Raw genomic sequence first — 26,641 nt, forward strand, 5'->3', positions numbered from 1 at the left:
GGACACGGGTCCGGTGCGTGGTCATGGTTGCTGGCGCGGGATCGCATCTGCGCTAAGCTAAGTTCTGCCCCGCTCAAAACGGGGCGATGCGGCTGTAGCTCAATGGTAGAGCGCTAGCTTCCCAAGCTTGATACGCGGGTCCGATTCCCGTCAGCCGCTCCACGTCTTTTGCACCATTGTTTTCTCACCGTTGCAGCGATGCCTAGCCGCTCTTGGCCTTCCCGATGTCCCGTTCCACGGCCTCATTCTGCAGCCATCACCCGGTGGCCGTTAGGCCCCGCCATGTATCGTCAGAAGTCAGGAACCTCTTCGGTTCCGCTACAGGAGCAAACATGGCTGACAAGTCCCCGCGTCAAGCAGCATCCAAAAAAGCCGGCAAGTCCATCAAGGAAAAGCGCGCCGACAAGCGGGCCGCCGGAGCGCCGGCCTCCTCCCTGGACGTCACGTCCAAGGCCGCAAAAAAGAAGTGAGTGGCCACCAGAGCCACCTGACCCTGGGCGTTCTGGCCTCCACCCGGAAACCGGACGAACGCCGCCTCCCCATCCACCCCCTGCATTTCGAGCGGATCGCTCCGGAACTGCGCCAGCGCATCATCCTGGAGCAGGGCTACGGCGAGCGCTTCGGCGTCCCGGATGACCACCTCTCAACCCTCGTGGGCAAAATGGCCACGAAGGAAGCGCTGCTTGCGGAGGCCGACGTCGTACTCCTGCCCAAACCGCAGCCGGAGGATCTCGCGGACCTGCGGGACGGGCAGATCCTTTGGGGCTGGCCGCACTGTGTCCAGGACCGCGCCATCACCCAGCTGGCCATCGACAAGAAGCTCACGCTCATCGCCTTCGAAGCCATGAACCACTGGGCGAGCGACGGCGGTTTTGGGCTGCACGTGTTCCACAAGAACAACGAGCTGGCCGGGTACTGCTCGGTGCTTCATGCGCTCTCGCTCACCGGATCCACGGGTGTCTACGGCCGCCGGCTCAGTGCCGTGGTGATCGGCTTCGGCGCTACTGCCCGCGGCGCCGTGACCGCGCTGAACGCGCATGGCATCCACGATGTCCAGGTGCTCACCAACCGCGGAGTTGCGGCGGTTGGCGCCCCGATCCACTCGGTCAACATCGTCCAGTTTGATCACGACGACGAAGCCCCCTTCCTGAGCCAGGTCATCACCGAGCGGGGCCGGGTCCCGCTGGCGCCGTTCCTGGCCGAGAGCGACATCGTGGTCAACTGCACGCTGCAGGATCCAAACAATCCGCTGACGTATCTGCGGACTGAGGACCTCGCGGCGTTCAGCCCGGGCAGCCTGATCGTGGACGTTTCGTGCGATGAGGGCATGGGCTTCAGCTGGGCGCGGTCCACCACGTTCGCCGATCCGATGTTCACCATCGGCGACCACATCAGCTACTACGCGGTGGACCACAGCCCTTCCTACCTCTGGAATTCCTCCAGCTGGGAGATCAGCCAGGCCCTGCTGCCGTTCCTTGAGACGGTCATCGGCGGCCCGGCGGCGTGGGACGGGAACGAAACCATTTCCCGCGCCATCGAAATCCGCGAGGGTGTGGTCCTCAACAAGGATGTGTTGGAGTTCCAGCGGCGCGGGGCCGAGTACCCGCATCTGCCCGCTTAGGGTCGGCCACTTGGGGCCGCGGCCACTGCGCCGCGGCCCTTTACGCCGTAACCTTACGCCGCGGCCACCCGGCGGACGATCCGCAGCGGGTGGCGGCGGTCCTTGAGGTCCACCCTGAGCGCCAGCGCGCCCTTTCGGGCCAGGACGACGGCGACAGTCACCGCGGCGAGCGCCGGCACCCCGCCGGACACCATGAGTGCCACGTGCGGGTCCACGTGCTCGGCGATCCACCCGAGCATGGGCCCGCCGATCGCCTGGCCGCCGATCAGCACCATGATGTACAGGCTCATGACCCGGCCCCGGATGCCCATGTTGGAGCTGATTTGGACGAGCTGGTTGGAGCCGGTGAGGAACATCAGGCACCAGAATCCGGACAGGACCATCACCACGCTGAACCACACCATGGACGGCGCCAGGGCTGCCAGGCACAGCATCAGGCCATACATTCCGGCGCAGAACACCACGGAGCGGAGCCGCAACTGGCGGCGCCGCGTGGACGCGACTGCACCGGCCAACGCTCCGAGGGCCACCAGGGCGTTCAGCAGGCCATAGCCGCCGGCGCCGACGTCGAACACGTGGTCCGCGAACGCGGCGAGCAGGACGGGCAGGCTCATGGCGAAGACGGAGATGAAGCCGGCCATCAGCCACGGCCAGTAAATGGTGGGCTTGCTGAGCGCATACTGCAGGCCCTCCCGCAGCATGCCCTTCTTCTTTGGCGCGGGAGCGCTGACGAACAGCTGGTCCTTGCGCAGGAGCAGCAGCATGGCCACTGTTGAGCAGCACGCCAGAGCATTCGCGGCGAACGCCCAGCCGGCGCCGACAGCGGTAAGCAGCAGGCCCGCCAGTGCCGGACCGATCAGGCCGCCCAGCTGGAACGTCGTTGAGTTGACGCTGATGGCGTTCCGGAGGTACTTGGGGCCCACCAGTTCGTTGACGAACACCTGGCGTGCGGGCTGATCCAGTACCGTGACCAGGCCCAGCAGCAGCGCGATGACGTACACGTGCCACACTTCGATGGCGCCGGTCAGGGCAAGCACCGCGAGCGCGGCAGCGAGGACCGCCGCGAGGCTCTGGCACAGAATGAGGATCCGGCGCTTGGCGAACCGGTCCGCCATCATGCCGCCCCATGGCCCCAAGAGCAGCGACGGCATGAACTGCAGCGCCACGGTGATGCCCACGGCGGTGACGGAACCGGACAGCTCCAGCACCAGCCAGTCCTGGGCGATCCGCTGCATCCAGAGGGCGATCACGGCGACAAAGTGCCCGATCGCGAAGATGCGGAAATTGGGGACTTTCAGCGAGATAAACGTGTGCCGCCAGGGAAGGTGTTCACTGACGACGGCGATTGGTTGGGTCTGGGTGGAGGCGGCGGTAGCGGACGCGGAGGCGGAGTCGATGACGGGCTGGCTGACGGTTGCCGACGTTGGCGGTGGGGGTGCCACAGGGATGTCCTCAGGGAAGCGGGCGGACTGGGATGCTTCCCACGCTAGGCTGGTTCCGGGCGATTATGCAGCCCTATCGCAGCTATAACTACCATTACAAAGCGTAATAACACCCACTCTGACGTGGGCAGTCAGCCGAAGCCAAAGGAGTCCACTGTGTACGAACCCACCCAGCTCCGTTCCTTCCTGGCGGTAGCCGAAACGCTCAGCTTCACCAAGGCAGCGGAGCGCCTTGGCCTGGCACAGCCGACCGTTAGCCAGCATGTCCGCAAGCTGGAGGCGGCGGCGAAGCGCATCCTCATCAGCAGGGACACCCGCGATGTCCGGCTCACGGACAATGGTGACGCGATGGCCGGCTTCGCCCGCACCATCCTTTCGGCCCACGATGCCGCCACCCGTTACTTCCACGGCTCGGCCATGCGGGGCCGGCTGCGGTTCGGCACAGCGGACGACCTGGCCATCACCGGCCTCCCCCGGATCCTTCGGGAGTTCCGCCAGGTGTATCCACAGATCAACCTCGAGCTCACCGTTGGCCAGAGCGACCAGCTGTACAAGAAACTCAATGCCGGCCAGCTGGACCTGGTGTTTGTGAAGTGGGTGGCGGGCGTCAAGGACGGCACCGTGGTCCAGCACGACACCTTTTCCTGGGTGGGGCTGGAGCAGACGTCCCTGGAGCCCGGGCATCCCGTACCGCTGATCTCCTACCCCTCCCCCAGCCTCAGCCGGAAGCTGGCCATCGACGCACTGGAATCCAGCGGCCGGACCTGGCGGATCACGTGCACTACCCGGCAGATCAGTGGCGTCCTGGCGGCACTGCGGGCAGGCATCGGCGTTGCCGTGATGCCGACGTCGCTGGTTCCCGAAGACCTCAAGATCATCACCCGCCGGTTCGACCTGCCTCCGGTGGGCGATGTGGATTTCACCCTGATCCGCAACCCGCTGGCCAACGCAGAAGTGATCGACGCGCTGACCCAGACCATCGTCGGACGGACGCTCAAGAAGTCGGTTTGACCGAATTTGCCGCAGGAATCAGCGCTGCCAACGAACCATTGAAGTAAAAGCCCGCCTCGCCTATGCTGGATTACCCATGGGTCAAGCAGTGGCCGGTTCAACACTACGAGTGCGCCATGCAGCCCATGATGCGGCCGCACTCGGGATAGGCAGCCAATGACGACAGCCGAGAACACCCATTTACACACGGTCTATACCCAGCGACACAGCACTGTACGGCCGCTGGTCACGCATCATTCTGGCCACAACGCCGGTATTTCGCGGGCCGCCGAGTACATCGGCAAGCCCACGTGCGACAAATGTGGCACGGATGAATTCATCTATCTCGAGTCCTACATTCCACCGGTTTACCGGCGTGACGGGGCGGTCAGGACACTGGGCGAAGTCGCCTACACCTGCACCCGTTGTGAAGATTTCTCAGCCCACAATGTTCCCGCATCGTGGACTCCCCCAGGCTGGTATCTGGGCTAATTACGAACGGTCTCCAGGCTCGCCCAGCGCAGCCAACCGATCACTACTCAACTATTCAACAGCGAAGGCCCGGCAACCGCCCCGATGGCGGCCACCGGGCCTTTTCGTGTTGTTGTTCGGGTTTCGGTCGGCCCTAGATCAGCGCATCCGAAAGGTGGTTCGGCGTGCCGAAGCGGTGCGCCGTAATACTGATCGCCTGCTCATGCAGGAACGGCAGCAGCTCAACACGTCCGGCCTCGGTGACCGCGTGGGCGTAGATCGCCAGGTCCGGGCGCCCGTCCGTGGCCTCCGCGAGGGCGATGGCGTCGCCGCCGATCAGGCGGATCCGCGCGCCGGACAGTTTGCCCGCCGCGGCGAGGCGGGCCGCCGAGACCAGCCAGCCGGCGTCGGACTCTACAGTGACCGTGATGTCCAGCCCGGTGAGCACGGCGCGCAGCTGGGCCGGAAGTTCGACGGCGGTGGACACGGTCAGTGCCGAGCCTGCCAGGACTCCGGCCGCCACGGTCCGCGCCAGGTGGGCCAGCGGGGCACCTTCGGAGAGCCGCACGGTGACCGGGAGCGCACGGTAGCGGAAGATGTTCCGTTCCGCGCTCAGGCCGGACACGTCCTTGGCCGTTCCGAACTCGTCGGCCCAGGCCTGGGCGTCGGACGCCAGAGAGCGCTGCAGCGATTCAAGCTCGGCCGGCTGCAGAGCGCTGGCGGCGGCGTTCAGGATGCGGCCGACGCCCGCGTTGGTGACGGCCCGCGTGGCGGAGGCTTCCGTACTGACCCAGTCGCCGAGGCCGGCGAGGTAGTTGGGTCCGCCGGCTTTGGTCCCGGCGCCGATGGCGGATTTCTTCCAGCCGCCGAACGGCTGGCGCTGCACGATGGCTCCGGTGATGCCGCGGTTCACGTAGAGGTTGCCGGCCTGGATGGAGTCCAGCCAGATGCCGAGCTCGTCCGGGTTCAGGGAGTGCAGGCCGGCGGTGAGGCCGTACTCGATCTGGTTCTGGATGGCGATGGCCTCCTCCAGCGTGTCAGCGGTCATCACGCCGAGGACCGGTCCGAAGAATTCGGTGAGGTGGAAGTAGGATCCGCGGCGGACGCCGTACCGCACGCCGGGGCTCCACAGGCGGCCGGTTTCGTCGAGCTTGCGCGGTTCCACGGCCCAGGTTTCGCCTTCGCCGAGGGTGGTGAGGGCGTTGAGGAGCTTGCCGTTGGCGGGCTCGATGATGGGGCCCATCTGGCTGGTGGGGTCCTGCGGGTGGCCCACCTTCAGCGACGTGACGGCGTCGACGAGCTGGTTGTGGAAGCGCTTGGACTTGGCCACAGAGCCCACCAGGATCACCAGTGAGGCTGCGGAGCACTTCTGGCCGGCGTGGCCGAACGCGGAGTACGCGACGTCCTTGGCGGCCAGGTCCAGGTCAGCGCTGGGAGTGACGATGATGGCGTTCTTGCCGCTGGTCTCGGCCAGGAGCGGCAGGTCCTTGCGGAAGGAGCGGAAGAGTTCGGCGGTTTCGTAGCCGCCGGTCAGGATCACGCGGTTCACGGCCGGGTGGGAGATCAGCTGCTGGCCGAGTTCACGCTCGCCGAGCTGGACCATGGTCAGCACGTCCTTCGGGACGCCGGCTTCCCAGAGCGCTTCGATCATCACGGCACCGCTGCGGCGGGCCTGCTTCGCGGGTTTGATCACGACGGCTGAGCCGGCGGCGAGTGCCGCGAGGGTGGACCCTGCCGGGATGGCCACCGGGAAGTTCCATGGCGGCGTCACGACGGTGAGATTCGCCGGGACGAACGTGGCGCCGTCGACCTTATCCAGCTTCCGGGCGGACTCGGCGTAGTAGTGCGCGAAGTCCACGGCTTCGCTGACCTCGGGATCGCCCTGGTCGATGGTCTTGCCGGTCTCGCTGGCCATGACCTCCAGGAGGTCGGCGCGGCGGGCCTCGAGGACGTCGCCGGCGCGGTGCAGGATCTCGGCGCGCTCGTCGCCGGTCAGGGCGCCCCAGGCCTTGCCCTTCTCAACGGCAGTGGCGATGACTTTGTGCAGCGTCTCCGCGTCCGTGATGGTGGCGGCTTCGACGGCGGCGTTGCCCAGCGTGGAGGACGGTACACGGTCCAGGATGGCCCGGCCCCAGGTGCGGTTGGCGGGCAGCGACGGGTCGGTGTCCGGGGTGTTTGCGAACGAGTCGTGCGGCAGGGGCTGCGGCGGGAGGCTGCGGTTCTGCTGCCGGTTGGCCGGGGGGACGTCGTCGTCGAGCGTGTCCAGGGAGGCGAGGAAGCGCTGCTTCTCGCGCTCGAACAGCACTTCGTTTTCACTGAGCTCGAACACGGCGGACATGAAGTTGTCCTGGCTGGCGCCCTCTTCGAGGCGGCGGATCAGGTAGGCGATCGCGACGTCGAACTCGGCCGGGTGCACCACCGGGGTGTAGAGCAGGAGCGAGCCAACGTCCTTCTTGACCGCTTCAGCCTGGCCCTGGGCCATGCCCAGCAGCATCTCGAATTCGATGCCGGACTCCACGCCGCGCTGCTTGGCGAGCAGCCAGGCGAAGGCGATGTCGAAGAGGTTGTGGCCGGCCACGCCGATGCGGACGTTGTTGATCCGGTCCGGGTGCAGCGAGTAGTTGATGACGCGCTTGTAGTTGGTGTCAGAATCCTGCTTGGTGTGCCAGGTGGCCAGCGGCCAGTCGTGCAGCGAGGATTCCACCTGCTCCATGGGCAGGTTGGCGCCCTTGACCACGCGGACCTTGATGGCTGCGCCGCCGTTGGCGCGTCGTTCGGCGGCCCAGTGCTGGAGCCGGATCATGGCGGCTAGGGCGTCCGGGAGGTAGGCCTGCAGCACGATGCCGGCCTCCAGGTTCTTGAACTCGGGCTTGTCCAGGATCCGGGTGAACACCGCGATGGTCATGTCCAGGTCCTTGTATTCCTCCATGTCCAGGTTGATGAACTTGGCCTTCTTCCCGGCACCGGCCCCCGCGAACGACGCGGCCTTGGTGAACAGCGGGGTGAGCTTCTCGACCACGTGCTCCACGGCCTCGTCGAACGCCCAGGCGGAGTGCGGGGCCACGGTGGAGGAAACCTTGATGGAGACGTAGTCCACGTCCGGGCGGGACAGGAGCGCGTGGGTGCCTTTGAGCCGGCGGGAGGCCTCATGCTCACCCAGAACGGCCTCGCCGAGGAGGTTCACGTTGAGCTTGATGCCGTCCTTGCGGATCTTGGCGATGGCCGGGCCCAGCTTGGCGTCGGTGGCGTCGACGATCAGGTGGCCCACCATTTCGCGGAGCACGCGGCGGGCGATCGGGATGACCATCTGCGGCAGGACCGGGGCCATGGCGCCGCCCAGGCGGACGGCGCTGCGCATGTACCAGGGCAGGAATGCCGGGACCTTGGGCGCCAGGGCAGCCAGGTTGCGGGCCGCGACGTGAAGATCTTCGGGACGGACTACGCCATCCACGAAGCCCACCGTAAAGTCCAGGCCGTTCGGATCCTTCAGCACACCGGCGAGCTGCTCGGCCGAGGCATCAACAGGAACTTTCGAAGCCTCGGTCAGCCAGCGGCGCACCAGTGTGATGGTGTCCGCCGCGAGGGCACGGGCCTGCGGGACGTCTGTCTGTCCGGCGGCTTCCGTTGCAGTGTGAGTCATGGTTCGCTCGCTCTTTCCTTGGTATGGAAGGGGTCTTATCCATCAGTATGAGCTTGCAATCACATAAGATAAAGCGATGTTTCCTAAGCAATACAGGTTAGGAAACCCAACGCTTTGATTTGCCGTCCGAGCGGTCAGGAAATCCCCACTTTCTGGGCAAACCCTCTCTCACTTCCTGCACGTTTTGACCCAACCCTCTCTCACTTCCTGCACGTTTTGAGGCAACCCTCTCTCGCTCAAGAAAAACGACCGAACCCTCCCCCACGGGACGTGAGAGAGGGTTCGTCAATTTCGCCCGGAAAGTGAGAGAGCGTTTGAGGAAAACCTGCTTTAAGTGAGAGAGCGTTTGGGGTAAGGGTCAGCTGAGGGGGCGGTGCATCTCCACAATCTCCTCGTGGCGCGGGCTGTCCGGGTTCATCAGGGAGTGCTTGCGGCCGTAGAAGAAGTAAATGGCCAGGCCGATGACGAGCCACACGCCGAACCGGGCCCAGGTCTCCCAGTGCAGCTGCAGCATCAGGAACCCGGACGCCAGCACACCGAAAGCCGGGATGACCGGCATCAGCGGCAGGCGGAAGGTGCGCGGGGCGTCAGGCTTCTTGTACCGGATGACAATCACTGCGAAGCAGACGACGACGAACGCGGCCAGAATGCCGATGTTGGTGAGGTCCGCGACGGCCTTGATGGGGAACACACCGGCCAGCAGGGCTGAGGCGACGCCGGCAATCCAGGTGACGCGCTGTGGCGTGCCGTGCCGGTCCGTCTTGGCGAACCAGCCGGGCAGGAGTCCGTCGCGGCTCATGGAGAACCACACTCGGGTCACGCCCAGGAGGAAGGTCAGCATCACCGTAAGGATGGACAGCACGGCGAAGACCGAGATGATGGTCGCGATCACGGGCAGGCCCACGCCGGTGAACGCTGAGGCAAAGCCCGCCTTCGGATCAATGTCCTGGTAGTTCTGCATGCCGGTCAGCACCAGGGTGGCCGCGACATAGAGCAGCATGGCGATGATCAGGGACAGGATGATGGCCTTCGGCATGTGCTTCTTGCCGTCTGTCGCTTCCTCCGCCGCGGTACTCATGGCGTCGTACCCGAAGACTGCGAAGAAGACGGTGGCGGCACCGGCCAGGACAGGCCCGAACCCGCTGGGCATAAACGGGTTGTAGTTGTTGGTGTCGATGTAGAAGACGCCCAGGCCGATGATGAAGAGGATCAGGAGGACCTTGATGGCGACGGCGACCAGTTCGAACCGGCCGAAGGCCTTGGTCCCGCGGGAGAGGATCCACGTCACGATCAGGCAGACCACAATGGCGGGAATGTTGACGATGCCGCCCTTGCCCTCGTCCGGCGTCGAGGTCATCCAGACGGGCATGTGGATGCCCAGGCCGGAGAGGAAGGCGTCGAAGTACCCCGAGATGCCGATGGCCACCACGGCCACGATGGCAATGTATTCGAGCAGCAGGTCCCAGCCGATAAACCAGCCGATCACCTCGCCCAGGGCAACGTAGCCGTACGTGTAGGCCGAGCCGGCCCGGGGAATCATCCCCGCAAACTCGGCGTAGGAAAGGGCAGCCGCGGCAGACGCCAAACCCGCTACCAGGAACGAAATCAGCACCGCGGGCCCCACACCCGGTGTATCCTCGCTGCCTGCTGCCACCAGCCCGGCGAGGGAGAAGATGCCGACGCCGATGATGCCGCCGACGCCGATGGCCGTCAGCTGCCACAGCCCAAGCGACTTGAACAGGCCGCTGTGTTTGTTTTCTTCTTCGATGTCATCGATGGGCTTGCGCCGCATAATCGACTGGGTCATGTCTCGAGTGGTCATCAGGAACTCCTGCGTGGGGTGCGGCCCCAACACGGCGCCCCGGCGTGGGGCTGTGACGGGGGTAACTCAGGTACACCAGTATGCAAGCGCAGTTGCGTTAGATAAAGTGACTACTTCTAACCAATATTCATTAGATTCATCAAGGAATGTGGCCATGCTCGATGTCCGGCGCCTGCGGCTTCTCCGCGAACTGAAGATCCGGGGCACGCTGGCGGAGGTGGCGGAGGCACTCCAGTACAGCCCGTCGTCGGTCTCCCAGCAGCTTGCCCTGCTGGAAAAGGAAGTGGGCGTGGAACTGCTCCGGAAAACGGGGCGGCGCGTGCAGCTGACGCCGCAGGCCGAAGTCCTGGTGGCCCACACCGCCCAGCTCCTCGAAACCATGGAGCAGGCAGAGGCGGACCTGGCGGCGTCGCTGACCACTGTCACGGGAACGGTCCGGATTGCGGTGTTCCAGTCCGCGGCCCTGGCACTGATGCCGGACACGCTCTCGCGGATGGCTGCGGAGTATCCGGAGGTCCGGATCGAAATGATCCAGCGTGAACCCGAAACGGCCCTTCATGAGACATGGGCGCGCGATTTTGACCTGGTCATCGCCGAACAGTATCCGGGCCACGCCGCCCCGCGGTACCCGGAACTGGACCGCATCAAGCTGACCACCGACGCGATACGGCTGGCCGTTCCGCCGGCGGCTCCCGGCCGGCCGCCCATCACGTCGCTGGAGGATACTGCCGAGCTGCCCTGGGTGATGGAGCCCCGCGGCGCGGCCTCCCGGCACTGGGCGGAGCAGGCGTGCCGGAGTGCCGGGTTCGAGCCCGATGTGCGCTTCGAAACAGCCGATCTCCAGGCGCAGATCAGGCTGATCGAGTCCGGAAATGCCGTGGCACTGATGCCGGACCTCGTCTGGACCGGCCGCGGCACCACCGCCCGGCTGCTGGACCTGCCGGGCAATCCGCACCGGACCGTGTTCACGTCGGTGCGCCGCTCCGGCGCGCAGCGGCCCGCCATCCTCGCCGCCCGCGAGACGCTGGCCGCCACCGCCACCTCGGTAGCAAGGACGGACGACGGCGGCGCATCCAGTTAGGTGCCGGATGGCCCGGGCACCTGCCGGTCAGGTGGGGGAAACGCCCTCCGGTGCCGTGTTTAGTGCGTCACAGCGCGATCGGGGTGCCGGCGCTAGACTTGGCAAGTTATGAATCGCACAATGTTCAAGTCCAAAATCCACCGGGCCACCGTCACGCATGCCGACCTGCACTACGTAGGATCGGTCACCGTTGACCTGGACCTGCTGGATGCTGCCGATATCCTTCCCGGCGAGCTCGTGGCAATCGTGGACGTGACCAACGGTGCGCGCCTGGAGACCTACACCATCGCCGGCGAGCGGGGCTCCGGTGTCATTGGCATCAACGGGGCAGCCGCGCACCTGATGCACGAGAACGACATCGTCATCCTGATCACCTATGCCCAGATGACCACGGAAGAGGCCAATGCCTACGCGCCGAAGGTTATCCATGTGGATCAGGACAACAAGATTGTCCAGATCGGAAACGACCCCGCCGAGTGCCACACACCGGGCCTAATGCGTCCGCCGTTCGCCCTTAACAACGCCGCCCTGTAGCCGGAGCGTGAGTCCGGGCAGACACCGCCGCCGCAGCCTGGGAGGCTTTTCTTGGTAGGCGTGCTGCAGGGCTTCTTTGTTGTCTGGTTCATCATCATGGTGGGCTGGTTTGTGGGCCGCCAACGGATCCTGGGCGACAACGCCCGCCAGGTCCTCAGCGGCCTGACCTTCTTTGTGGCCAGCCCTGCCCTCCTCTTCGAGACGCTCAGCAAGGCGCAGCTGAGGGAAGTCTTCGCGGAACCGTTGCTGGTCACGGCGGTGTCCGCCGTCTGCACCGCCCTTGTCTTCTTCAGCATCGTGAAGTTCGTCCTGAAGCGCGCGCTGCCGGAAGCGCTGATGTCCTCGATGGCCGCTTCCCTGGCCAACTCCGCGAACCTTGGTATTCCCATCGCGGTATATGTTCTGGGCGACGCCAGGTACGTGGCGCCGCTGCTGATCTTCCAACTGGCGTTCTTCACACCCATTTTCCTGATGATCCTGGACGCCAGCACCAGCTCACACCGCACCACGCCCTGGGGCTTCATCCTGATGATCCTGCGGAACCCGATGATTGTTGGCTCCGGCCTGGGCCTGCTGGTGGCAGGGACGGGCTGGGAGGTTCCGCCGCTGCTCCTGGAGCCGATCCACCTCATCGGCGGTGCCGCGATTCCGGCCATGCTGATCGCTTTCGGCATGAGCCTGAACGGCAGCAGGCCATTGCAGGCCGCGGCCGGCCGGCGCGTGGACACCCTTCTGGCCAGCGCCTTCAAACTTGTGGTCCAGCCCGCCATCGCCTACGTTTTTGCCCGCTTTGCCCTCGGCGTCGAAGGCCCTGCCCTGTTCGCGGCCGTGGTGGTGGCGTCCCTCCCCACGGCGCAGAACGTCTTTGTTGCGGCCAGCCGCTACCAGACCGGCATCACCGTGGCCAAGGACACCGTCCTGATCACCACGGTGGTGGCGGTACCCGCCATGATCGGCGTGGCGCTGCTGCTCAACTGACGAGCGGCTTGCGCCCGGCGGACAAACCAGCGCGAACGGACAGTTGAGGCCCCTCCCAGCTGGGCCTCAAGTGTACGTTCGCGCCGGGTCAGGGCCTTTTGGCCTCGGGTTTGTGCCGGTCCAGGATCCGGGCGCAGCGGATGAACCCCAGGTGCGAGTAGGCCTGCGGATGGTTCCCCAGGTGCGTCTCCGTGCCGGGATCGTATTCCTCGGGCAGCAGGCCGGTGGGGCCGAAAAGGTTCACCAGCTGGTCGAACAGGTCCCAGGCCTCCTCGATCCTGCCTACCGCAACGTACGCCTCGATCAGCCAGGTGGTGCAGATGTGGAAGCCGCCCTCCAATCCCGGCAGGCCGTCGTCGTACCTGTACCGGAACACGGTGGGGCCCACCCGCAGTTCCCGTTCCACGGCGGTGACGGTGTCCAGGAACCGCTGGTCGGTGACATCCAGCAGGCCGGAGAGCCCGATGTGCAGCACGGCTGCATCCAGGTCGGGGCTGTCGTAGGCCACCGTGTAGGACCGCGCCGAATCGTCCCAGCCTTCGCGCAGGACCTCCTCCCGGATGGTCCGGGCCGTCGGTTCCCACGACGGATCCGGCGCCCTGCCGTGCCGGGCGGCGGTCCGGAGTGCACGGTCCAGCGTCACCCAGCACATCACCTTGGTGTAGACATGGTGCCGAGGGGGACGCCGGGCTTCCCAGATGCCGTGGTCAGGCTCATGCCACCGGACCAGCACGGCGGCCGCCATCTGCACCAACAGGTCCCAGTGGCAATCCTTGAGGCCACCATTCCGCGAGCTGACGCCGTGGATCAGTTCAGCCACCGGCCCGAAGACATCCAGCTGGACCTGGTGGTCCGCGGCGTTGCCGATCCGGACCGGCCGGGACCCCGCATACCCGGGCAGGCTGTCGATGACGGCCTCCGTGGACAGCGGCGCCCCCGTCACGGAGTACAGGGGATGCAGCCACTCCGGGCCCGGCGCATGTTCAAGGATCCGGCCCAGCCAGCTGAGGAACCCGGCCGCCTCAGCTGTTGAGCCCAGGTCCACCAGCGCGTTCACCGTCATGGACCCGTCCCGCAGCCAGCAGTAGCGGTAATCCCAGTTCCGGGTGCCGCCGATTCCCTCGGGCAGCGAGGTGGTGGGCGCGGCCAGCACGGCACCGGTGGGCTCGTGCACGAGGGCGCGGAGGACCAGCGCTGAGCGGCGGACCAGCGATGGCTTCACCGATGGCAGCTCCAGTTCCTGCACCCAGCGGCGGGAGTGGAGCGCCACCCCCGCCCGCCGGCCGGTCTCCCCGCCGGGGTCCGCCAGCGCGGGCTCGGTGTCGCCGCAGCGCAGGTTGAGGACCACCGGCCCGTCCTGGAGGTTGACCGAAGCGGTGGCGGTGGCGTGGAGGCCGTCCGAGGTGATGGTGAAACTGACGCCCGGGGCAAAAAGGAAGATGGGTTCGGAAGTTCCCACCACATGGAGTTCATCGCCGCGGGCCTCCATGCTGAACGGCGCGTTGGCGTAGTCCGGCCGGGGCGCGAAGACGATCTTGGCGCCGCCGGTGCCGGAGAGCACCCGGACCAGGCTGGTGATCCCCTCCGGCGCCGGCTCCAGATAGTCCGTGACGGTCACGTCCGCCCAGCGTGTCTCCACGATCATCGTGCTGTCCACGTAGCGCTGGCCCAGCACCTGCGAGGCCTTGAGCGGCTCGACGGAAAAGTGCCCGGCGGCGTCGCCGCCCAGGATGTGGGCGAACAGCGACCCTGAATCCGGGAGCGGGTGGCTCATCCAGCAGACCTTGGCATCCGGCGTGACCAAAGCGGTGGAGGATCCGTTGCCGATCATCGTGTGGCGTTCGAGCCCTACCGCGTCCTCGCCGAAAAGCCATGCCCGCCGCAGCTCGAACAGGAGGGCCAGGACGCGGGCGAAGGATTCCGGGTCCCGCAGCCGGTGGGGCGCACGGGTCTCCCCCGGGCCCACGCGCAACCCCAGGTCCGGGCCGCGGAGCGTGGCGATGGCCAGTTCGTCGCTGTAGGCGTCGCCGGCGTACAACGCGGCACCGGCGCCCAGCCGGGACCGGAGGGTTTCCAGGGCGTCCGCCTTGGCCGGTTCCAGCACCGAGAGGTCCAGGACCGACCCGTCCACGATGAAGAACAGCCCATGGGCCTTGGCGATCTCCCGCGCCGATTCCGTCACCGCCTGCACCACCTCCGGCGAGGCCGGCCGGGTGTGCACGGACACGGCCACTGGCTTCCGCTCGATCCAGATGCCCTCCTGGAAACCCACGGTCTCAGAAAGTGCGGTGCTCACCTTGTGGAGCGTGGCTTCTGTGGCGAGGTCCTGGACGTGGGCGAAGGCCATGTCCGACTCCGCGCCGTGCGATCCGATCAGATGCACCTCCGCGGGCAGCCGTGACACCGCGGCGAGGTCACGCAGCGAGCGCCCTGAAATGACGGCGGCATGGGTGTTGGGCAGGGCGGCCAGGGCGCGGAGCGCGATCGCAGCGTTCCCCAGGGGCAGCGTCTCGGTGGAGATTCCCTCCGCATCGCACAGTGTTCCGCCGTAATTGCAGGCCACCAGCAGCCCGGGAACGCGCGCCAGGACCTTCAGTTCGGCCAGGAGGGTGGGGGTGAAACCCTCGTCCGCCAGGTCCGACTGGATGACGGTCCGCAGCAGGCCCAGCGGCAGCGACCTGGTCAGCAGGGCGGAATCCGCCACACTCTGGCTCAACGGGGTAGCCATGCGTGCACTCCTTCAGCAGAGCCTGGCCCGGAAAGGCCGGAGGGTCCGCACACCATGTTTCCGCCGGGCGGTTTCGCCTGAATGTCCCGGCTATTGCCACCGTGTAAAGTCCGACGGCGGGCCCGCCCTCCGCCGCCGGCCTCACGTCACGTCGTGTCACGCAGCGCAGGCTTTGACGCCCGACGACGGCGCCCCACCGCGCAGATCCGCGGCAGGGCGCCGTCGTGCTTTCCAAAAGCTGCCGTGCGTGACGGCGGGCGTCACTAACGTCAGACCCGGTCCAGTTTGGCCACGCCGATTTTGGAGTCCGCCATCCCGTAGAACACAAACAGCTGGTCGCCGATTTTTTCGATCGCGGTGGGGAACACCACGTTCGGGACGATCCCCGAGATCTCGTCCTCGGTTTCGGGCGCCAACAAAGGCTTGTCGCTGCGGGCGATGACCTTGGACGGGTCCTCCGCGGACAGGATCATGGCCGCCGCGGTGTAGTTGACGTTCTGCTGCTGGTCGAAGGCCGAGGCGGCCATCTTTCCGGCAACGCCGTGGTGGATCAGGAGCCAGCCTTCGTCCACGCTGATGGGGGGCGGGCCGCCGCCGATCTTCAGCTCCTCGAACGGGAATTCGCTGAGGGCCACCAGGCGGTGCTTGCCCATGTGGACCAGGTTGCGCAGGTCGCGCTCGACGTCGGCCACGGCCACGTAGGAGATCCAGATGCCGGGGCGGTTGTCCGTGACGCCGGCGGGCAGGTGTTCTCCTTCGCCGGGACGGATCCAGCCCAGGTCCCACATGGGGCGGTGCAGCATGGCGTAGGAGGGCACGCCGTCGGGATCGTTCACCGGCTCCGGGAAGAACACCGCGTCCTTGTTGGGAAACAGGTTCAGGTCCATGGAGAGGTCTGCCTGGTACTCGAAGAAGCAGGGGCCTAGGCGTTCCCAGGTCCGGAGGTCCTCGGAGTGGGCGAAGGCGAGGCGGGGACCCAGGGGGCCATAGGCCACGTAGGTCATGAGGTGCTTGCCAAGGGCGGGCACCCAGGTGGTGCGCGGATCCTCGGTACCGGCGTTGTTCATGCCGCGTTCCCAGCCCTCGTCAGGGGCCAGGACCACGCCTTCGCGCTCCACGCCGGTGGGCACGCCGTCGTCGTTGATGACCACTTTGGCGAGGCCCACGCGGGACACGTTGCCCGTGGCCACCAGCCGTGGCAGCAGGTACAGCTCGCCGTCCGGGCCGCGGCCGCTGGCGGGGTTGAGGACGCCCTCGGCCTCGAAGTCGTTGCCGGGCTCTGGGGTCATGATGACGCCGGCGCGGGTGAGGGTGAAGGGGACAGTGGGGAGTACGGAAGTGTGGGGGGAAGTCATGGATTAGCCCTTTACGCTGGAACCGATATTGGTGGAAATGAACTGGCGCTGGAAGAAAATGAAGAGTGCGACGGCGGGGGCCGCCAGGACGCAGGCACCGGCGAGGATGGCGCCGAACGGGTTACCGGCCTGGCCGGCGATGTTGGAGATGAAGTTGGCCAGTGACACGGCCAGGGGCTGGAGGGACTGCTCCTTGGTGACCAGGAACGGCCACAGGAATTCGTTCCATGGGCCGATGAAGGTCAGCAGCACGGCGGTGACGATGGCCGGACGGACCAGCGGGATGGCGATCTGCCACAGGATCCGCAGTTCCGAGGCGCCATCGATCCGGGCCGCCTCAAACAGGGTTGAGGGCAGTTGGAGGAAGTACTGGCGGAACACAAACACCGCCGTGGAGTTGATGGCGAACGGCAGGATCATGCCCAGGTAGCTGTCCGCGAGGCCGTAGTCGCGGACGATCATGACGTAGAGCGGGATGAGCAGCAGCTGGAACGGGATCATCTGGACCAGCAGCATCATGCCGAACACCACGCCGCGGCCGCGGAACTTCATCTGCGCCAGGGCATAGCCCACCAGCAGCCCGAAAATCACCGTGAAGAGGATGACACCGCCGGTGAAGATGCCGGAGTTGAGCAGGCCGCGGAACAGGTTGATGGACTCGTTGATCTGCACATAGTTGGCGCCGGTGATGTTGGCCGGGTTCGGAAACGCGCCGAAAATCGACGTGTCCGGGGCAGTCTGCAGCGAACCGATGAGCATGTAATAGAACGGGAAGAGGAACACGAAGGCGCCCACGCCCAGCAGGATGAAGCTGGCCACGCCCAGGTTGCGGCGCTTTTCGACGCCCGAGTCGGGACGCAGGGCGGGCTCCGGTTGCTTCGGGAGCCGGCCGGCGTCGTCGTCGTTCTTCGCGTTTTGTGCGTTGGTGACGGACATTTCTCAGTCCTCCTTCCCGCCCACGAGGCGTTTCTGGATCAGGGCGATCAGCAGGACGCCGATCACCAGCACCACGCCCAGCGCGGCCGCGACGTCGGGATTGCCCTGCAGGATGCCCCGCTGGTACATGATGAACACCGGAGAGGCCGAGGCCCCGTCCGGACCGCCGCCGCCGGTCAGCAGGTACGGTTCGGTGAAGAGGTTCGCGCCGGTGATGGTGGCCAGCAGCGTGACCAGGACGCTGGCGGGCCGGACGCCGGGAACGGTGATGTTCCAGAACTGGACCCACTTGTTGCCGCCGTCCACGGCCGCTGATTCGTACAGCTCATCGGGGATGTTCTGCAGCGCCGCGAGGTAGAGCAGGATGAAGAAACCCAGCTGTTTCCACGTCACGTACAGGGCCACGGTGGGCATGGCCAGCCATGAATTCACCAGCCAGGACGGGGTTGGGGCCAGGGGCCCCAGCAGCGCGTTCAGGAGCCCGTTTTGCTGGAAAAGGAACAGCCAGACCCCGACGACGGCGACGCTCGCCGTCACGTACGGGACGTAGTAGCTGAGGCGGAAGAACGTCTTGAGCCGGGTCACGCGGTTCAGCGCGTTGGCCAGGAGCAGGGACAGGCCCACCGTGAGCGGGACGTTGATGACTAGGAAGACGAGGATATTCAGGAACGAGCGCTGGACTGCGGGGTCCGACAGGACGGTGATGTAGTTCTCGAACCCCACGAACGGCCGCTCCACCTTGACCCGCGGTGCTGTGAAGAAGAAATCGTGGAAGGAAATGTAGACGGCGTAGCCGAGGGGAAACGCCAGGACGGCCAGGATGTAGATGACGTAAGGGGCGCTGAACAGCAGGCCCAGCGGCTGGGGGCCCAGGAAGTTCTTACGCTTCCTGGGCACCAGCCGCCGGTCCGCCGTTCCACCAGCCGGTTTCCCCGTGACGGGGTTCCCACTAGAAGAGCGGAGCGACATTGGGGGTCACCGCTACTTCTGGGCTACCAGTTGGTTGATCTTGTCCGCCGCGCCCTTGAACGCGGTGTCGATGCTTTCGTTCCCGAAGATCACGGCCTTGGCGTAGGCGGTGCGGAAGGTCTGCCAGACTTCAACCGAGTTGGCGACGTTGGGGACCTCCACGGTCCGCGCTGCCTGCTCGGCGAACTGGGTGTAGGCCGGGTTCTTGGCGAAGTAGTCCGCGTAGACCGTGGGCAGGTCCTTGCGCATGGGCATCTGGCCGGTGTCGGTCAGCAGCTTGCCGTCCTGCTCCTCGCCGGTGGCGAACTTCATGACCTCCCAGGCCGTGCCCTGGTTCTCGCACGCGGAGTACATGGCCACGTTCTTGGCGTCGGAGAAGGTTGAGGTATCAGCCTTGGCCGTGGCAGCCGGGACCGGGACTGCGCCCCAGTTCACCTTGTCCTTGTAGGCCGCGATGGCCCACGGACCGGCCATCGACATGGCCGCTTTGCCCTCGGCGAAGGAGTCGCCCTGGTAGACCTCCTTGGAGGCGAGGTTCTCCTTGTAGAGGGTCTCGAACATGGTGGCTACCTGCTTGCCCTCCGCGCTGTCGAACGTGGCCTTGCCGTCCTTCACCAGCGGGGTGCCGTCGGAGTTGGCGGCGTAGAAGGAGTAGAAGTCGAACCAGGACTGGAAGAAGTCACTGGCCGGTGACGGCCAGATGGCGTTGGTGGCAGCACCCGAGGACACCAGGGTCCGGGCGGTGTCCAGCAGTTCCTGGTGGGATCCCAGCTTCGGGTTCTCCGGATCCAGCCCTGCCTTGGCGAACGTGTCCTTGTTGTAGAAGAGGACTACGGGATTGGACTTCCAGGGCAGCTGGTACATCTTGCCGTCCGAGGACTTGTACTGGTCCGCCAGGTCACCCGTGCGGTCCTTGATGTACTGGAGCCCGTCCGGGAATTCATCCAGGGCCACCAGACCGCCCTGCTTCTGGAACTGCGGAACGGCCACAGGCGCGGTGTTGAAGACCAGGCAGGGAGCGTTGCCCGCGGTGATGGCGGCGCCGATGACCTCTTCGGAGCTCTTGCCGGCAGGGATCTCCTGCGCCTCGATCTTCTCCTCCGGGTGTGCGGCATTCCAGGATTCCACCATGGACTTGCCCCACTTAACCTCGAACTCGTTGTTGGAGTACCAGATCTTGATGGGGCCCTTGGCGGTGGTGGCGGAGCCTCCGTCGCCACCCCCTCCGCCGCCGCCGCAGGCAGCCAGGCCCGCCCCCATGACGGTCAGGGCGGCTACTGACAATATTCGCGTGGCCTTGGTAAAGCGCTTCATTGCGACTCCTTGGTGCTGGTCCCGGTGGGGATCTGCTGCGGGTTGGTGTGGGGCTGGCTAGGTGGCTGGTTTTGGGGTTACGGATGGGGCGGGGCCGGTGGAGCCGCGGACCAGCAGGGACGGTGCCTGCAGGTCCGTGTCCTCACCGGAGTGCGTGCCGTTGAGCTGGTCCAGGAGGGCCTGCGCGGCAACTCTGCCCCAGCGCATGGGGTCGGTGGAGATGGTCGTGAGGGGCGGGTTGAGGTATTGGGTGAACTCGGCGTTGTCGTAGCCGGTGACGGACAGGTCACCCGGGACGCTCAGTCCCTGGGACTGGGCGAAGGACTGGCCGGACGTGGCCATGAGGTCGTTCGCATAGACAATCGCGGTGGGGCGGTCCGGCCGGCGGAGCAGTTCCGCGGTGGCGGCCACTCCCCCGGGGGCCGTGAAGTCTGCCTCGGCGAACAGGTCCGCCGCCAGACCGGCAGCTGCCATGGCCGATTCCCAGGCCTGGCGGCGGCTGCGGCCGTGGATGTATTCCTGGGCACCGCCCACATGGCCGATCCGGACGTGCCCCAGGGCGATCAGGTGTTCGACGGCGGCCTTGATGCCATCTGTGTCATCCATGGACACCGCGGGGAAGGGTGAGTCCGAATCCGGCCTGTTGAGCGTCACCGCCGGCAGCTTGAGCTCGCGCAGCAGGCTGATCCGGGAATCCTTGTGCCGCACATCGGTCAGGATCACGCCGTCCACGCGGCCGCCGTCGGCCAGTTTGCGGTAGGCCCGCTCTTCGGCGCCGGGGGCGGTGGCAACGCTCAGGACCAGCGTGTAATCGTGCTCGGCCAGGGTGGTCTCGATGCCGGCAATGAACGCCGGGAAGAACGGGTCCGTACCGAGGAGCTTGGGATCGCGGGCCACTACCAGGCCCAAAGCGTAGGCCTTCGCGGAGGACAGGCCCTTGGCGCGGAGGCTCGGCTTCCAGCCAAGCTCTTTGGCGACCCGCAGGATCCGGCCCCGGGTGGCGTCGCTGACGCCGGGCTGGCCGTTGAGCGCATACGAGACAGCACCCTTGCTGACGCCGGCCGCGTGGGCGACGTCGCTGATGGTTACTGCCATGATGTGGGGCCCTTCAGGTTGCGGGTCCCGTGACTCGCGCCACTGAACCGGTTCAGTAACCTTTACTAAACCGGTTCAGTAAAGCATTGTCAAGGGGGCCTAACTTGTGAGGGCGCTCCGCGGCTCATCTCGCCGCCCTGGTCCAAGCCGGCGCCACGTTTCCAGTAACAGGCATTCTCGATAGGCTGCCCGCCGCCATAGACTCGGAGCATGCCAATCACGCGCCTCGACCGAGGCATCCACGCCCAGCCGTCCGCCCTCAAGCACGAGGGCGAGCTGTGAGCGGCGGTCTCGTCGCCCTGCTGGACGACATCGCAGCCCTGGCCCGCATAGCGGCCGCCTCAGTGGACGACATCGCTGCCGGGGCCGCCAAGGCTGGGGCCAAGGCAGCCGGCGTGGTGATCGACGACGCCGCGGTCACCCCGCAGTACGTGTCCGGGGCGGACCCGTCCCGCGAACTGCCGATGATTAAGCGGATCTTCTGGGGCTCGCTCCGGAACAAACTGCTGATCATCCTGCCGGCCCTGCTGCTGGTCAGTGCCTTCGTCCCGTGGGCCATCCCGTTCATCCTTATGCTGGGCGGTACGTACCTTTGCTACGAGGGCGCCGAGAAGGTCTGGCACAAGCTCCGCGGAGACCACTCGGACGAAAAGGCGCCGGCGGTCGAACGGGGCCCCGAGGCAGAGGCTAAGGTCACCAAGGGCGCCATCACCACCGACTTCATCCTGTCCTGCGAGATCATGGTCATCTCGATGTATGAGGTGACCGGTGAGTCCTTGTGGGTCCGGGCGCTCATCCTGGTCGCCGTAGCGCTCGTGATCACGGTGCTCGTTTACGGTGCCGTCGCTCTCATTGTCAAGATGGACGACATCGGCCTGCACCTGGCAGCCAAGGACTCCGCGGGCTCCCAGCGCGTCGGCGGGCTGCTCGTCAAGGGGATGCCCGCCGTGCTGGCCGCAATCACCCTGATCGGGACGATCGCCATGCTTTGGGTTGGTGGCCACATCATGCTGCAGGGAGCATACGACCTCGGCTGGCACGCGCCCTATGACTTCGTCCATGTCCTCGAGCACCCCTTCGCGGAGATCGCGGTGGTGGGCGGCTTCCTGGCCTGGCTCGTGAACACCTTGTGCTCCGCCGTCCTCGGACTCGCCTGGGGCCTCGTCGTTATGGCTATCGTGGGTCCGCTGCTCAAAGTGCTCCCGTTCGGCAAAAAGAAAAGCGGCCACGAGGAGGGCGACATCCGTGCCGCAGTCGCCGGCTATCGGCCGACGAAACGTCACGTCGATCCCTCCTCTTAGCTCGTACCTACAGCCCTGTCCGCTGCAAATCGCGTCACGCAGGGCACGCTTTTGACGTACGACGGCGGGACTAGACCCGGGCCAGCCCGGCAACCTCCGCCAGCAGCTCCACGGAGCGGATCCTGGCCTCGGTGCCGGTGTTCTGGTGCGCCACGATCAGTTCGTCGGCGTCGGAGTGCTTGGCGAACCCGTCCAGGTAGTCGAGCACTACGTCCGGGGTGCCGATGGCGGAGTACGTCATCATCTGCGAGACGTGCTGGCCCTGCGGGGAGTCCAGGATCATGTCCGCCTCGTCGTCGGTGAACTCACGCCCGCCGCCAAAGAACAGCCCGACGCGGGCGCGGAGTGTGGCCCGGAATGCCGCCTGCGCTTCGGCGGCGGAATCGGCGGCAACCACGTTGACGCCGGCGATCACGTGCGGAGCGTCCAGCTGGGCAGACGGCTTGAACTCACGGCGGTAGACGGCCACAGCGTCCTGCAGCGCGTTGGGCGCGAAATGCGAGGCGAACGCGTACGGCAGGCCCAGCTGGGCAGCCAGGCGCGCTCCGAACAGCGACGAACCCAGGATGTACAGCGGCACGTTGGTGCCCTTGCCGGGGGTGGCCTCCACGCCCTGGATCCGCGTGGGACCGGTGAGGTAGCCCTGCAGTTCCAGGACGTCCTGCGGGAACGTATCCGCGGACATGGGGTCCCGGCGCAGCGCGCGCATGGTGTTCTGGTCGCTGCCGGGGGCGCGGCCCAGGCCAAGGTCGATCCGACCCGGGTGCAGCGTTTCCAGCGTGCCGAACTGCTCGGCGATGGTCAGCGGCGAGTGGTTGGGCAGCATGATTCCGCCGGCGCCGAGCCTGATGGTCTTGGTGTGCGCGGCCACGTGGGCGATCAGGACGCTGGTGGCCGACGACGCGATGGCGGACATGTTGTGGTGCTCGGCGTACCAGATCCGCCGGTAGCCAAGCTCCTCTGCGCGCTGTGCCATGGCCACGCTGCCCGCGAAGCTCTCCGCCGCCGTCTGGCCTTTGCCGATTGTTGCCAGGTCAAGGATGGAGAGGGGAAGCGTCACGTCGGTGCCGGCCTTTCAATGCGTTGCGTGGGGGTAGCCGGCCGGGTCGCGGCGGGCACACTGTGGACAACGACGGCGGCGCCCGGGTTATTTCTGCGGGCTGCGGCGGGGTGCCCCACGACCCCGTTTGTGACCGCCGCGGTCGCCCGGTGAACTGCCGTTTCTCCCGGTATCGCACCGTTTCGGCAGTCTTTGATCCCGCACCCGCGCTCCCGGATAGTTGCTGCCAAGAACACCGTTCCGTTCCGAAAATCAGCAACGTGCAAGGGGAAACCATGGCGAAAATCAAGACAAGGCAGGCTGCCGGCGCAGCACTCGCAGCAGTCACCCTCCTGGCGCTGGCCGCCTGCTCGGACCCGGGCGCGACGGCGGCGACAGCACCGTCGTCGGGCTCTACGGCGAGCGCGGCAGGCAAGACGTTCAACCTGGCCCCGGAGCAGAACCGCGTCAAGGTGACCGTGGATCAGAAGGCTGCCGCGCTGGTGCCCGACGCCATCAAGGCCGACGGCAAACTGACCGTGGTCAGTACCGGCGGCACGGCCCCGCTGAGCCTGTTCGCCACTGACAACAAGACACTTATCGGCAGCGAAGTGGACATCGCTTATGCGGTGGGCGAGACGCTGGGGCTGACAGTCGAGGTGCTGCCTGTGGCCTGGGCCGACTGGCCGCTGGGCGTTGAATCCGGCAAGTACGAGGCCGTGCTCTCCAACGTCACCGTCACCGAGACCCGCAAGGAGAAGTTCGACTTCGCCAGCTACCGCAACGACCTCCTGGGCTTCTACGCCAAGACCGATTCCACCATCGGCGAGATCAAGGAAGCCAAGGACGTTGCCAGCAAGCGCATCATCGTCGGCTCGGGGCACCAACCAGGAAGCGATCCTGGTGCGCTGGGACGAGGAGAACAAGGCCAAGGGGCTCGCGCCGGTTGAGTTCCAGTATTGCGACGACGACTCCGCCTCCACGCTGGCACTCCAGTCCGGCCGTGCGGACCTGACGTTCGGGCCCAACGCCGGGGCGGCCTACAAGGCCGCGAAGGACGGCAAGACCAAGGAAGCGGGCACGCTCAACGGTGGCTGGCCGCTGACCGCCGAAATCTCCTTCACCACGCAGAAGGGCAACGGCCTGGCCGTGGCTGCCCAGGCTGCCCTCAACCAGCTGATCGGGAATGGCAGCTACGCCGAGATTCTGGACCGGTGGGGCCTGTCCTCGGAGGCCATCAAGACCTCCGAACTGAACCCGGCCGGCCTGCCCAAGAAGTAGGCCCGCCAACGAATGCATCGATTGCTCCGTAGCCGCCCTTTTGGGACCTCAAAAGGGCCGGCACGGAGCAATCAATGCATTTGTGGGTTAAATGGTCCGGTGAGTGCCGCCTCCTCCCTTCGTCCCAGCCTGGCTTCCGACGCCGCGTGGATCGCCGAGCTCCGCGCGGTCGTGATGCGTCCGGAACCTGACTCCGTGTGGATTGAGCACTTCTATCTCGAGCCGGTCTTCCACGGCCAAGGCTCGGCGGCGGGGTGCTGCGCGAGGCGAAATGTGGTCCCGGGGCCGAACGGCCCCTCCGTTGTCTTGACGACTAACTCCACCGTCGGGTCAGTCGCGATGATGCTTCGCTCGAGGTCGAGGAAGAAGCCGTACACGGCCTCGACCGGCCGCCTGATCTCGATCGCTGATTGCATGCCCGTCATCTATTTCACTTCCTCAGGAAGACTCTAGGAGAACTGCTCAGTCGTCGGGGCCTTTCGTCCCAATTGTGCGCCGCCAAGTCCGACCCTGGCTATGAGTCCATCCGGCGATTGTGGAGGCCGCGACGAGTGCCGCGGGTGCGGCGTACCATCGCGACCAGCGGAGTTGGCCCACGTAGGTGCCGACGAACATGGCCGCGATGACGGAGGTGGCCACCTGGCCGGCCGCCCGGCGCGCCGGGCGGGCATCTGCTGCCGGGCTGCGGCCCGCCCAGCCGGTCAGCGCCAAACCCGCGAAGGCGCTGAAGATGCCCAGGACGGTCGGCCAGCCGCCAGCATCGGCCAGGCTGCGCCCGCCAGGGAACAGGTTGCGCCCCTGGTTGACGACTGCGTACCGCGCCACCACGGCGAAGTGCACCGCGTGGGCCGCCATGAAGGCCAGGTATGCCGCGCGCGTGATGCGGGCTGCCCGGGGCCCTGGACCCTGGGTGAGTTGCGCGGCCGAAAAGAGCAGTGCTGATGTGCGTGCGGTGAGGCGGACGGCCCGATACCAGCCGGCCGCCGAGGGCACCGGATGCCTCGAGCCGCCGACGTCGTGCGTGTCCGCTTCCAGCGCCGGTGCCATCTTCGTTGTCATATCCTTAGGATCAGTCAATCATTGTGTGTTGTCAATGGTTGACAAAGATTTAGTTTCCGGTAGGATCAGGTCGTGCCAGACACCACTCCCACCGAGCCCAAGCCCGAGCACGATGACATCCGAGAGGCGTGGCAGGGGCTGATGGCCCTGGTCCTGGACCAGCGCTGGCGCTGGTCCGAGGTCGCGGCGAAGGTGGGTGTTTCCCAAGCGGGCCTTCGCGCGATCCTCGCGATCGATCCGGACGAGCCCCGCCCGATGCGAGACCTCGCAGCGGCCATGAACTGCGACGCATCCTACGCGACCAGTCTCGTCGACGACCTCGAGCGGGCCGGCGTGGCCGAGCGTCGTCCTGACCCCACGGATCGGCGGGTCAAGACCATCGTGCTGACCGGGCTGGGCCGTCAGGTACTCCGGACCGTGCAGGACGAACTGTTCGCCCCGCCACCCCAACTGGCAAGACTCACCCCGGACGAGCAGGCGACGCTTGCGCGCCTGCTCCACCAGGCCACGGGCGCCTGAACACCCGCAGGCCGGCGGCGAGCGGCGCATCGCGTTGGAGGTCGGTGGTCTGGGACCCGTCGGCCTTCGAGACCCGCATGCAGCCGCGCCCGCAGGCTGGGCCCTGGACGTGGCGCGCGAAGCACGAACCCTCACGTGCCCAATTTGAAGGACGATCAGCTATAGCCGAAACCGGACGATCGACGGCAATTCGAACGACTCAAGACGTTCGGGCAAGCCCGTCGTCGCGGCCAGCGGGTCCAGGATCTCACCCTCGCGTTTCTTGCCCGCCCGCGAGTACTCCAGGCCCTGCTTCTTCGTGATCTCCCGGCGCCCACTCATCGTCAATGACTGACCCATCCGCCAAGCCACCGCAGCGCCCGGGCAGTGGCCGGCATTTCGCGAGCACTTATCAAGTGAGGGCATGCACCCCGTTTCGCGAGCACTTTAGGTGAGTCTTGTCGCCGGGTAGCGGTGATGGTGTCAC

The 26,641-nt window shown here is 66.2% G+C and carries 21 protein-coding genes, 1 tRNA gene and 1 pseudogene; 11 read left to right on the forward strand and 12 right to left on the reverse strand.

Translation table 11 applies throughout. The features are described 5' to 3' along the window. The first annotated feature begins 88 nt into the window (after positions 1 to 88). The 3 genes from AC3IT0_RS21180 to AC3IT0_RS21190 all read left to right on the forward strand — a co-directional run bounded on the left by AC3IT0_RS21180 (position 89) and on the right by AC3IT0_RS21190 (position 1,621). Positions 89 to 162 (forward strand) — tRNA-Gly (locus AC3IT0_RS21180). Positions 163 to 332: 170 nt separating this feature from the next. After that, positions 333 to 470: a hypothetical protein gene (locus AC3IT0_RS21185; protein WP_489321606.1), complete on the forward strand. Its 138-nt coding sequence runs from the start codon at positions 333 to 335 to the stop codon at positions 468 to 470. Next, positions 467 to 1,621, forward strand: coding sequence for a N(5)-(carboxyethyl)ornithine synthase (locus AC3IT0_RS21190; protein ID WP_489321607.1), 1,155 nt, complete (start codon positions 467 to 469; stop codon positions 1,619 to 1,621). The genes AC3IT0_RS21185 and AC3IT0_RS21190 overlap by 4 nt, the downstream gene beginning before the upstream one ends. A 53-nt stretch (positions 1,622 to 1,674) precedes the next feature. Here the strand turns inward: AC3IT0_RS21190 and AC3IT0_RS21195 are convergent, their stop codons facing one another. Then, complete coding sequence (locus AC3IT0_RS21195; RefSeq protein WP_489321608.1) at positions 1,675 to 3,063, reverse strand: MFS transporter; 1,389 nt, start codon at positions 3,061 to 3,063, stop codon at positions 1,675 to 1,677. Positions 3,064 to 3,219: 156 nt separating this feature from the next. Here AC3IT0_RS21195 and AC3IT0_RS21200 point away from each other — a divergent pair, with 156 nt between their 5' ends. Both AC3IT0_RS21200 and AC3IT0_RS21205 read left to right on the forward strand, forming a co-directional pair. After that, positions 3,220 to 4,074 carry a LysR family transcriptional regulator gene (locus AC3IT0_RS21200; protein ID WP_489321609.1) on the forward strand — a complete coding sequence of 285 codons (855 nt, stop codon included), beginning with the start codon at positions 3,220 to 3,222 and terminating at the stop codon, positions 4,072 to 4,074. 156 nt (positions 4,075 to 4,230) lie between these two features. After that, positions 4,231 to 4,545, forward strand: coding sequence for a hypothetical protein (locus AC3IT0_RS21205; protein ID WP_489321610.1), 315 nt, complete (start codon positions 4,231 to 4,233; stop codon positions 4,543 to 4,545). Positions 4,546 to 4,678: 133 nt separating this feature from the next. Here AC3IT0_RS21205 and AC3IT0_RS21210 read toward each other — a convergent pair whose 3' ends face one another. Together AC3IT0_RS21210 and AC3IT0_RS21215 are read right to left on the reverse strand one after the other, a co-directional pair. After that, positions 4,679 to 8,164, reverse strand: coding sequence for a proline dehydrogenase family protein (locus AC3IT0_RS21210; RefSeq protein WP_489321611.1), 3,486 nt, complete (start codon positions 8,162 to 8,164; stop codon positions 4,679 to 4,681). A 358-nt stretch (positions 8,165 to 8,522) separates the two neighbouring features. Next, on the reverse strand, positions 8,523 to 9,986 hold the full coding sequence (locus AC3IT0_RS21215) for an amino acid permease (RefSeq protein WP_489321612.1): 1,464 nt from the start codon (positions 9,984 to 9,986) through the stop codon (positions 8,523 to 8,525). 154 nt (positions 9,987 to 10,140) lie between these two features. Between AC3IT0_RS21215 and AC3IT0_RS21220 the strand changes: the two genes are divergently transcribed. The 3 genes from AC3IT0_RS21220 (at position 10,141) to AC3IT0_RS21230 (ending at position 12,579) form a co-directional block, all read left to right on the forward strand. After that, positions 10,141 to 11,067, forward strand: a complete 927-nt coding sequence (locus AC3IT0_RS21220) for a LysR substrate-binding domain-containing protein (protein ID WP_489321613.1) — start codon at positions 10,141 to 10,143, stop codon at positions 11,065 to 11,067. A gap of 108 nt (positions 11,068 to 11,175) precedes the next feature. After that, entirely contained in the window at positions 11,176 to 11,601 is a 426-nt protein-coding gene (gene panD, locus AC3IT0_RS21225) for an aspartate 1-decarboxylase (RefSeq protein ID WP_489321615.1), read from the forward strand. A gap of 51 nt (positions 11,602 to 11,652) precedes the next feature. Further along, complete coding sequence (locus tag AC3IT0_RS21230; protein ID WP_489321616.1) at positions 11,653 to 12,579, forward strand: AEC family transporter; 927 nt, start codon at positions 11,653 to 11,655, stop codon at positions 12,577 to 12,579. Positions 12,580 to 12,667: 88 nt separating this feature from the next. Here AC3IT0_RS21230 and AC3IT0_RS21235 read toward each other — a convergent pair whose 3' ends face one another. From AC3IT0_RS21235 to AC3IT0_RS21260, 6 genes are all read right to left on the reverse strand, one after another. Then, the gene (locus AC3IT0_RS21235; RefSeq protein WP_489321617.1) at positions 12,668 to 15,307 is read right to left on the reverse strand and encodes a trehalase-like domain-containing protein; all 2,640 of its coding nucleotides are present in this window, start codon (positions 15,305 to 15,307) and stop codon (positions 12,668 to 12,670) included. Between the two features lie 269 nt (positions 15,308 to 15,576). Then, entirely contained in the window at positions 15,577 to 16,662 is a 1,086-nt protein-coding gene (locus AC3IT0_RS21240; RefSeq protein ID WP_489321618.1) for a glycoside hydrolase family 130 protein, read from the reverse strand. A 3-nt stretch (positions 16,663 to 16,665) separates the two neighbouring features. Next, positions 16,666 to 17,598 (reverse strand): carbohydrate ABC transporter permease, encoded by a 933-nt coding sequence (locus tag AC3IT0_RS21245; RefSeq protein ID WP_489321619.1) that lies wholly within the window; start codon positions 17,596 to 17,598, stop codon positions 16,666 to 16,668. A 3-nt stretch (positions 17,599 to 17,601) separates the two neighbouring features. Next, positions 17,602 to 18,567: a carbohydrate ABC transporter permease gene (locus AC3IT0_RS21250; RefSeq protein ID WP_489321620.1), complete on the reverse strand. Its 966-nt coding sequence runs from the start codon at positions 18,565 to 18,567 to the stop codon at positions 17,602 to 17,604. A 12-nt stretch (positions 18,568 to 18,579) separates the two neighbouring features. Beyond that, complete coding sequence (locus tag AC3IT0_RS21255) at positions 18,580 to 19,881, reverse strand: extracellular solute-binding protein (RefSeq protein ID WP_489321621.1); 1,302 nt, start codon at positions 19,879 to 19,881, stop codon at positions 18,580 to 18,582. 57 nt (positions 19,882 to 19,938) lie between these two features. Beyond that, positions 19,939 to 20,976, reverse strand: coding sequence for a LacI family DNA-binding transcriptional regulator (locus tag AC3IT0_RS21260; protein ID WP_489321622.1), 1,038 nt, complete (start codon positions 20,974 to 20,976; stop codon positions 19,939 to 19,941). A 278-nt stretch (positions 20,977 to 21,254) separates the two neighbouring features. Here AC3IT0_RS21260 and AC3IT0_RS21265 point away from each other — a divergent pair, with 278 nt between their 5' ends. Continuing rightward, complete coding sequence (locus AC3IT0_RS21265; RefSeq protein ID WP_489321623.1) at positions 21,255 to 22,277, forward strand: DUF808 domain-containing protein; 1,023 nt, start codon at positions 21,255 to 21,257, stop codon at positions 22,275 to 22,277. Positions 22,278 to 22,347: 70 nt separating this feature from the next. Here AC3IT0_RS21265 and AC3IT0_RS21270 read toward each other — a convergent pair whose 3' ends face one another. Beyond that, complete coding sequence (locus AC3IT0_RS21270) at positions 22,348 to 23,337, reverse strand: LLM class flavin-dependent oxidoreductase (protein WP_489321624.1); 990 nt, start codon at positions 23,335 to 23,337, stop codon at positions 22,348 to 22,350. Between the two features lie 275 nt (positions 23,338 to 23,612). Here AC3IT0_RS21270 and AC3IT0_RS21275 point away from each other — a divergent pair. Continuing rightward, positions 23,613 to 24,597 (forward strand): annotated as a pseudogene (locus tag AC3IT0_RS21275) (ABC transporter substrate-binding protein). Between the two features lie 212 nt (positions 24,598 to 24,809). On the opposite strand, the gene AC3IT0_RS21280 reads toward AC3IT0_RS21275, so the two are convergent. Together AC3IT0_RS21280 and AC3IT0_RS21285 are read right to left on the reverse strand one after the other, a co-directional pair. Further along, positions 24,810 to 25,013: a hypothetical protein gene (locus tag AC3IT0_RS21280; RefSeq protein WP_489321625.1), complete on the reverse strand. Its 204-nt coding sequence runs from the start codon at positions 25,011 to 25,013 to the stop codon at positions 24,810 to 24,812. Positions 25,014 to 25,059: 46 nt separating this feature from the next. Next, positions 25,060 to 25,656 (reverse strand): hypothetical protein, encoded by a 597-nt coding sequence (locus AC3IT0_RS21285; RefSeq protein WP_489321626.1) that lies wholly within the window; start codon positions 25,654 to 25,656, stop codon positions 25,060 to 25,062. A gap of 72 nt (positions 25,657 to 25,728) precedes the next feature. Between AC3IT0_RS21285 and AC3IT0_RS21290 the strand changes: the two genes are divergently transcribed. Further along, positions 25,729 to 26,175 carry a MarR family winged helix-turn-helix transcriptional regulator gene (locus tag AC3IT0_RS21290; RefSeq protein WP_489321627.1) on the forward strand — a complete coding sequence of 149 codons (447 nt, stop codon included), beginning with the start codon at positions 25,729 to 25,731 and terminating at the stop codon, positions 26,173 to 26,175. Positions 26,176 to 26,641 lie beyond the last annotated feature (466 nt).

This window comes from Pseudarthrobacter sp. KH_020_B (genome assembly GCF_057840185.1).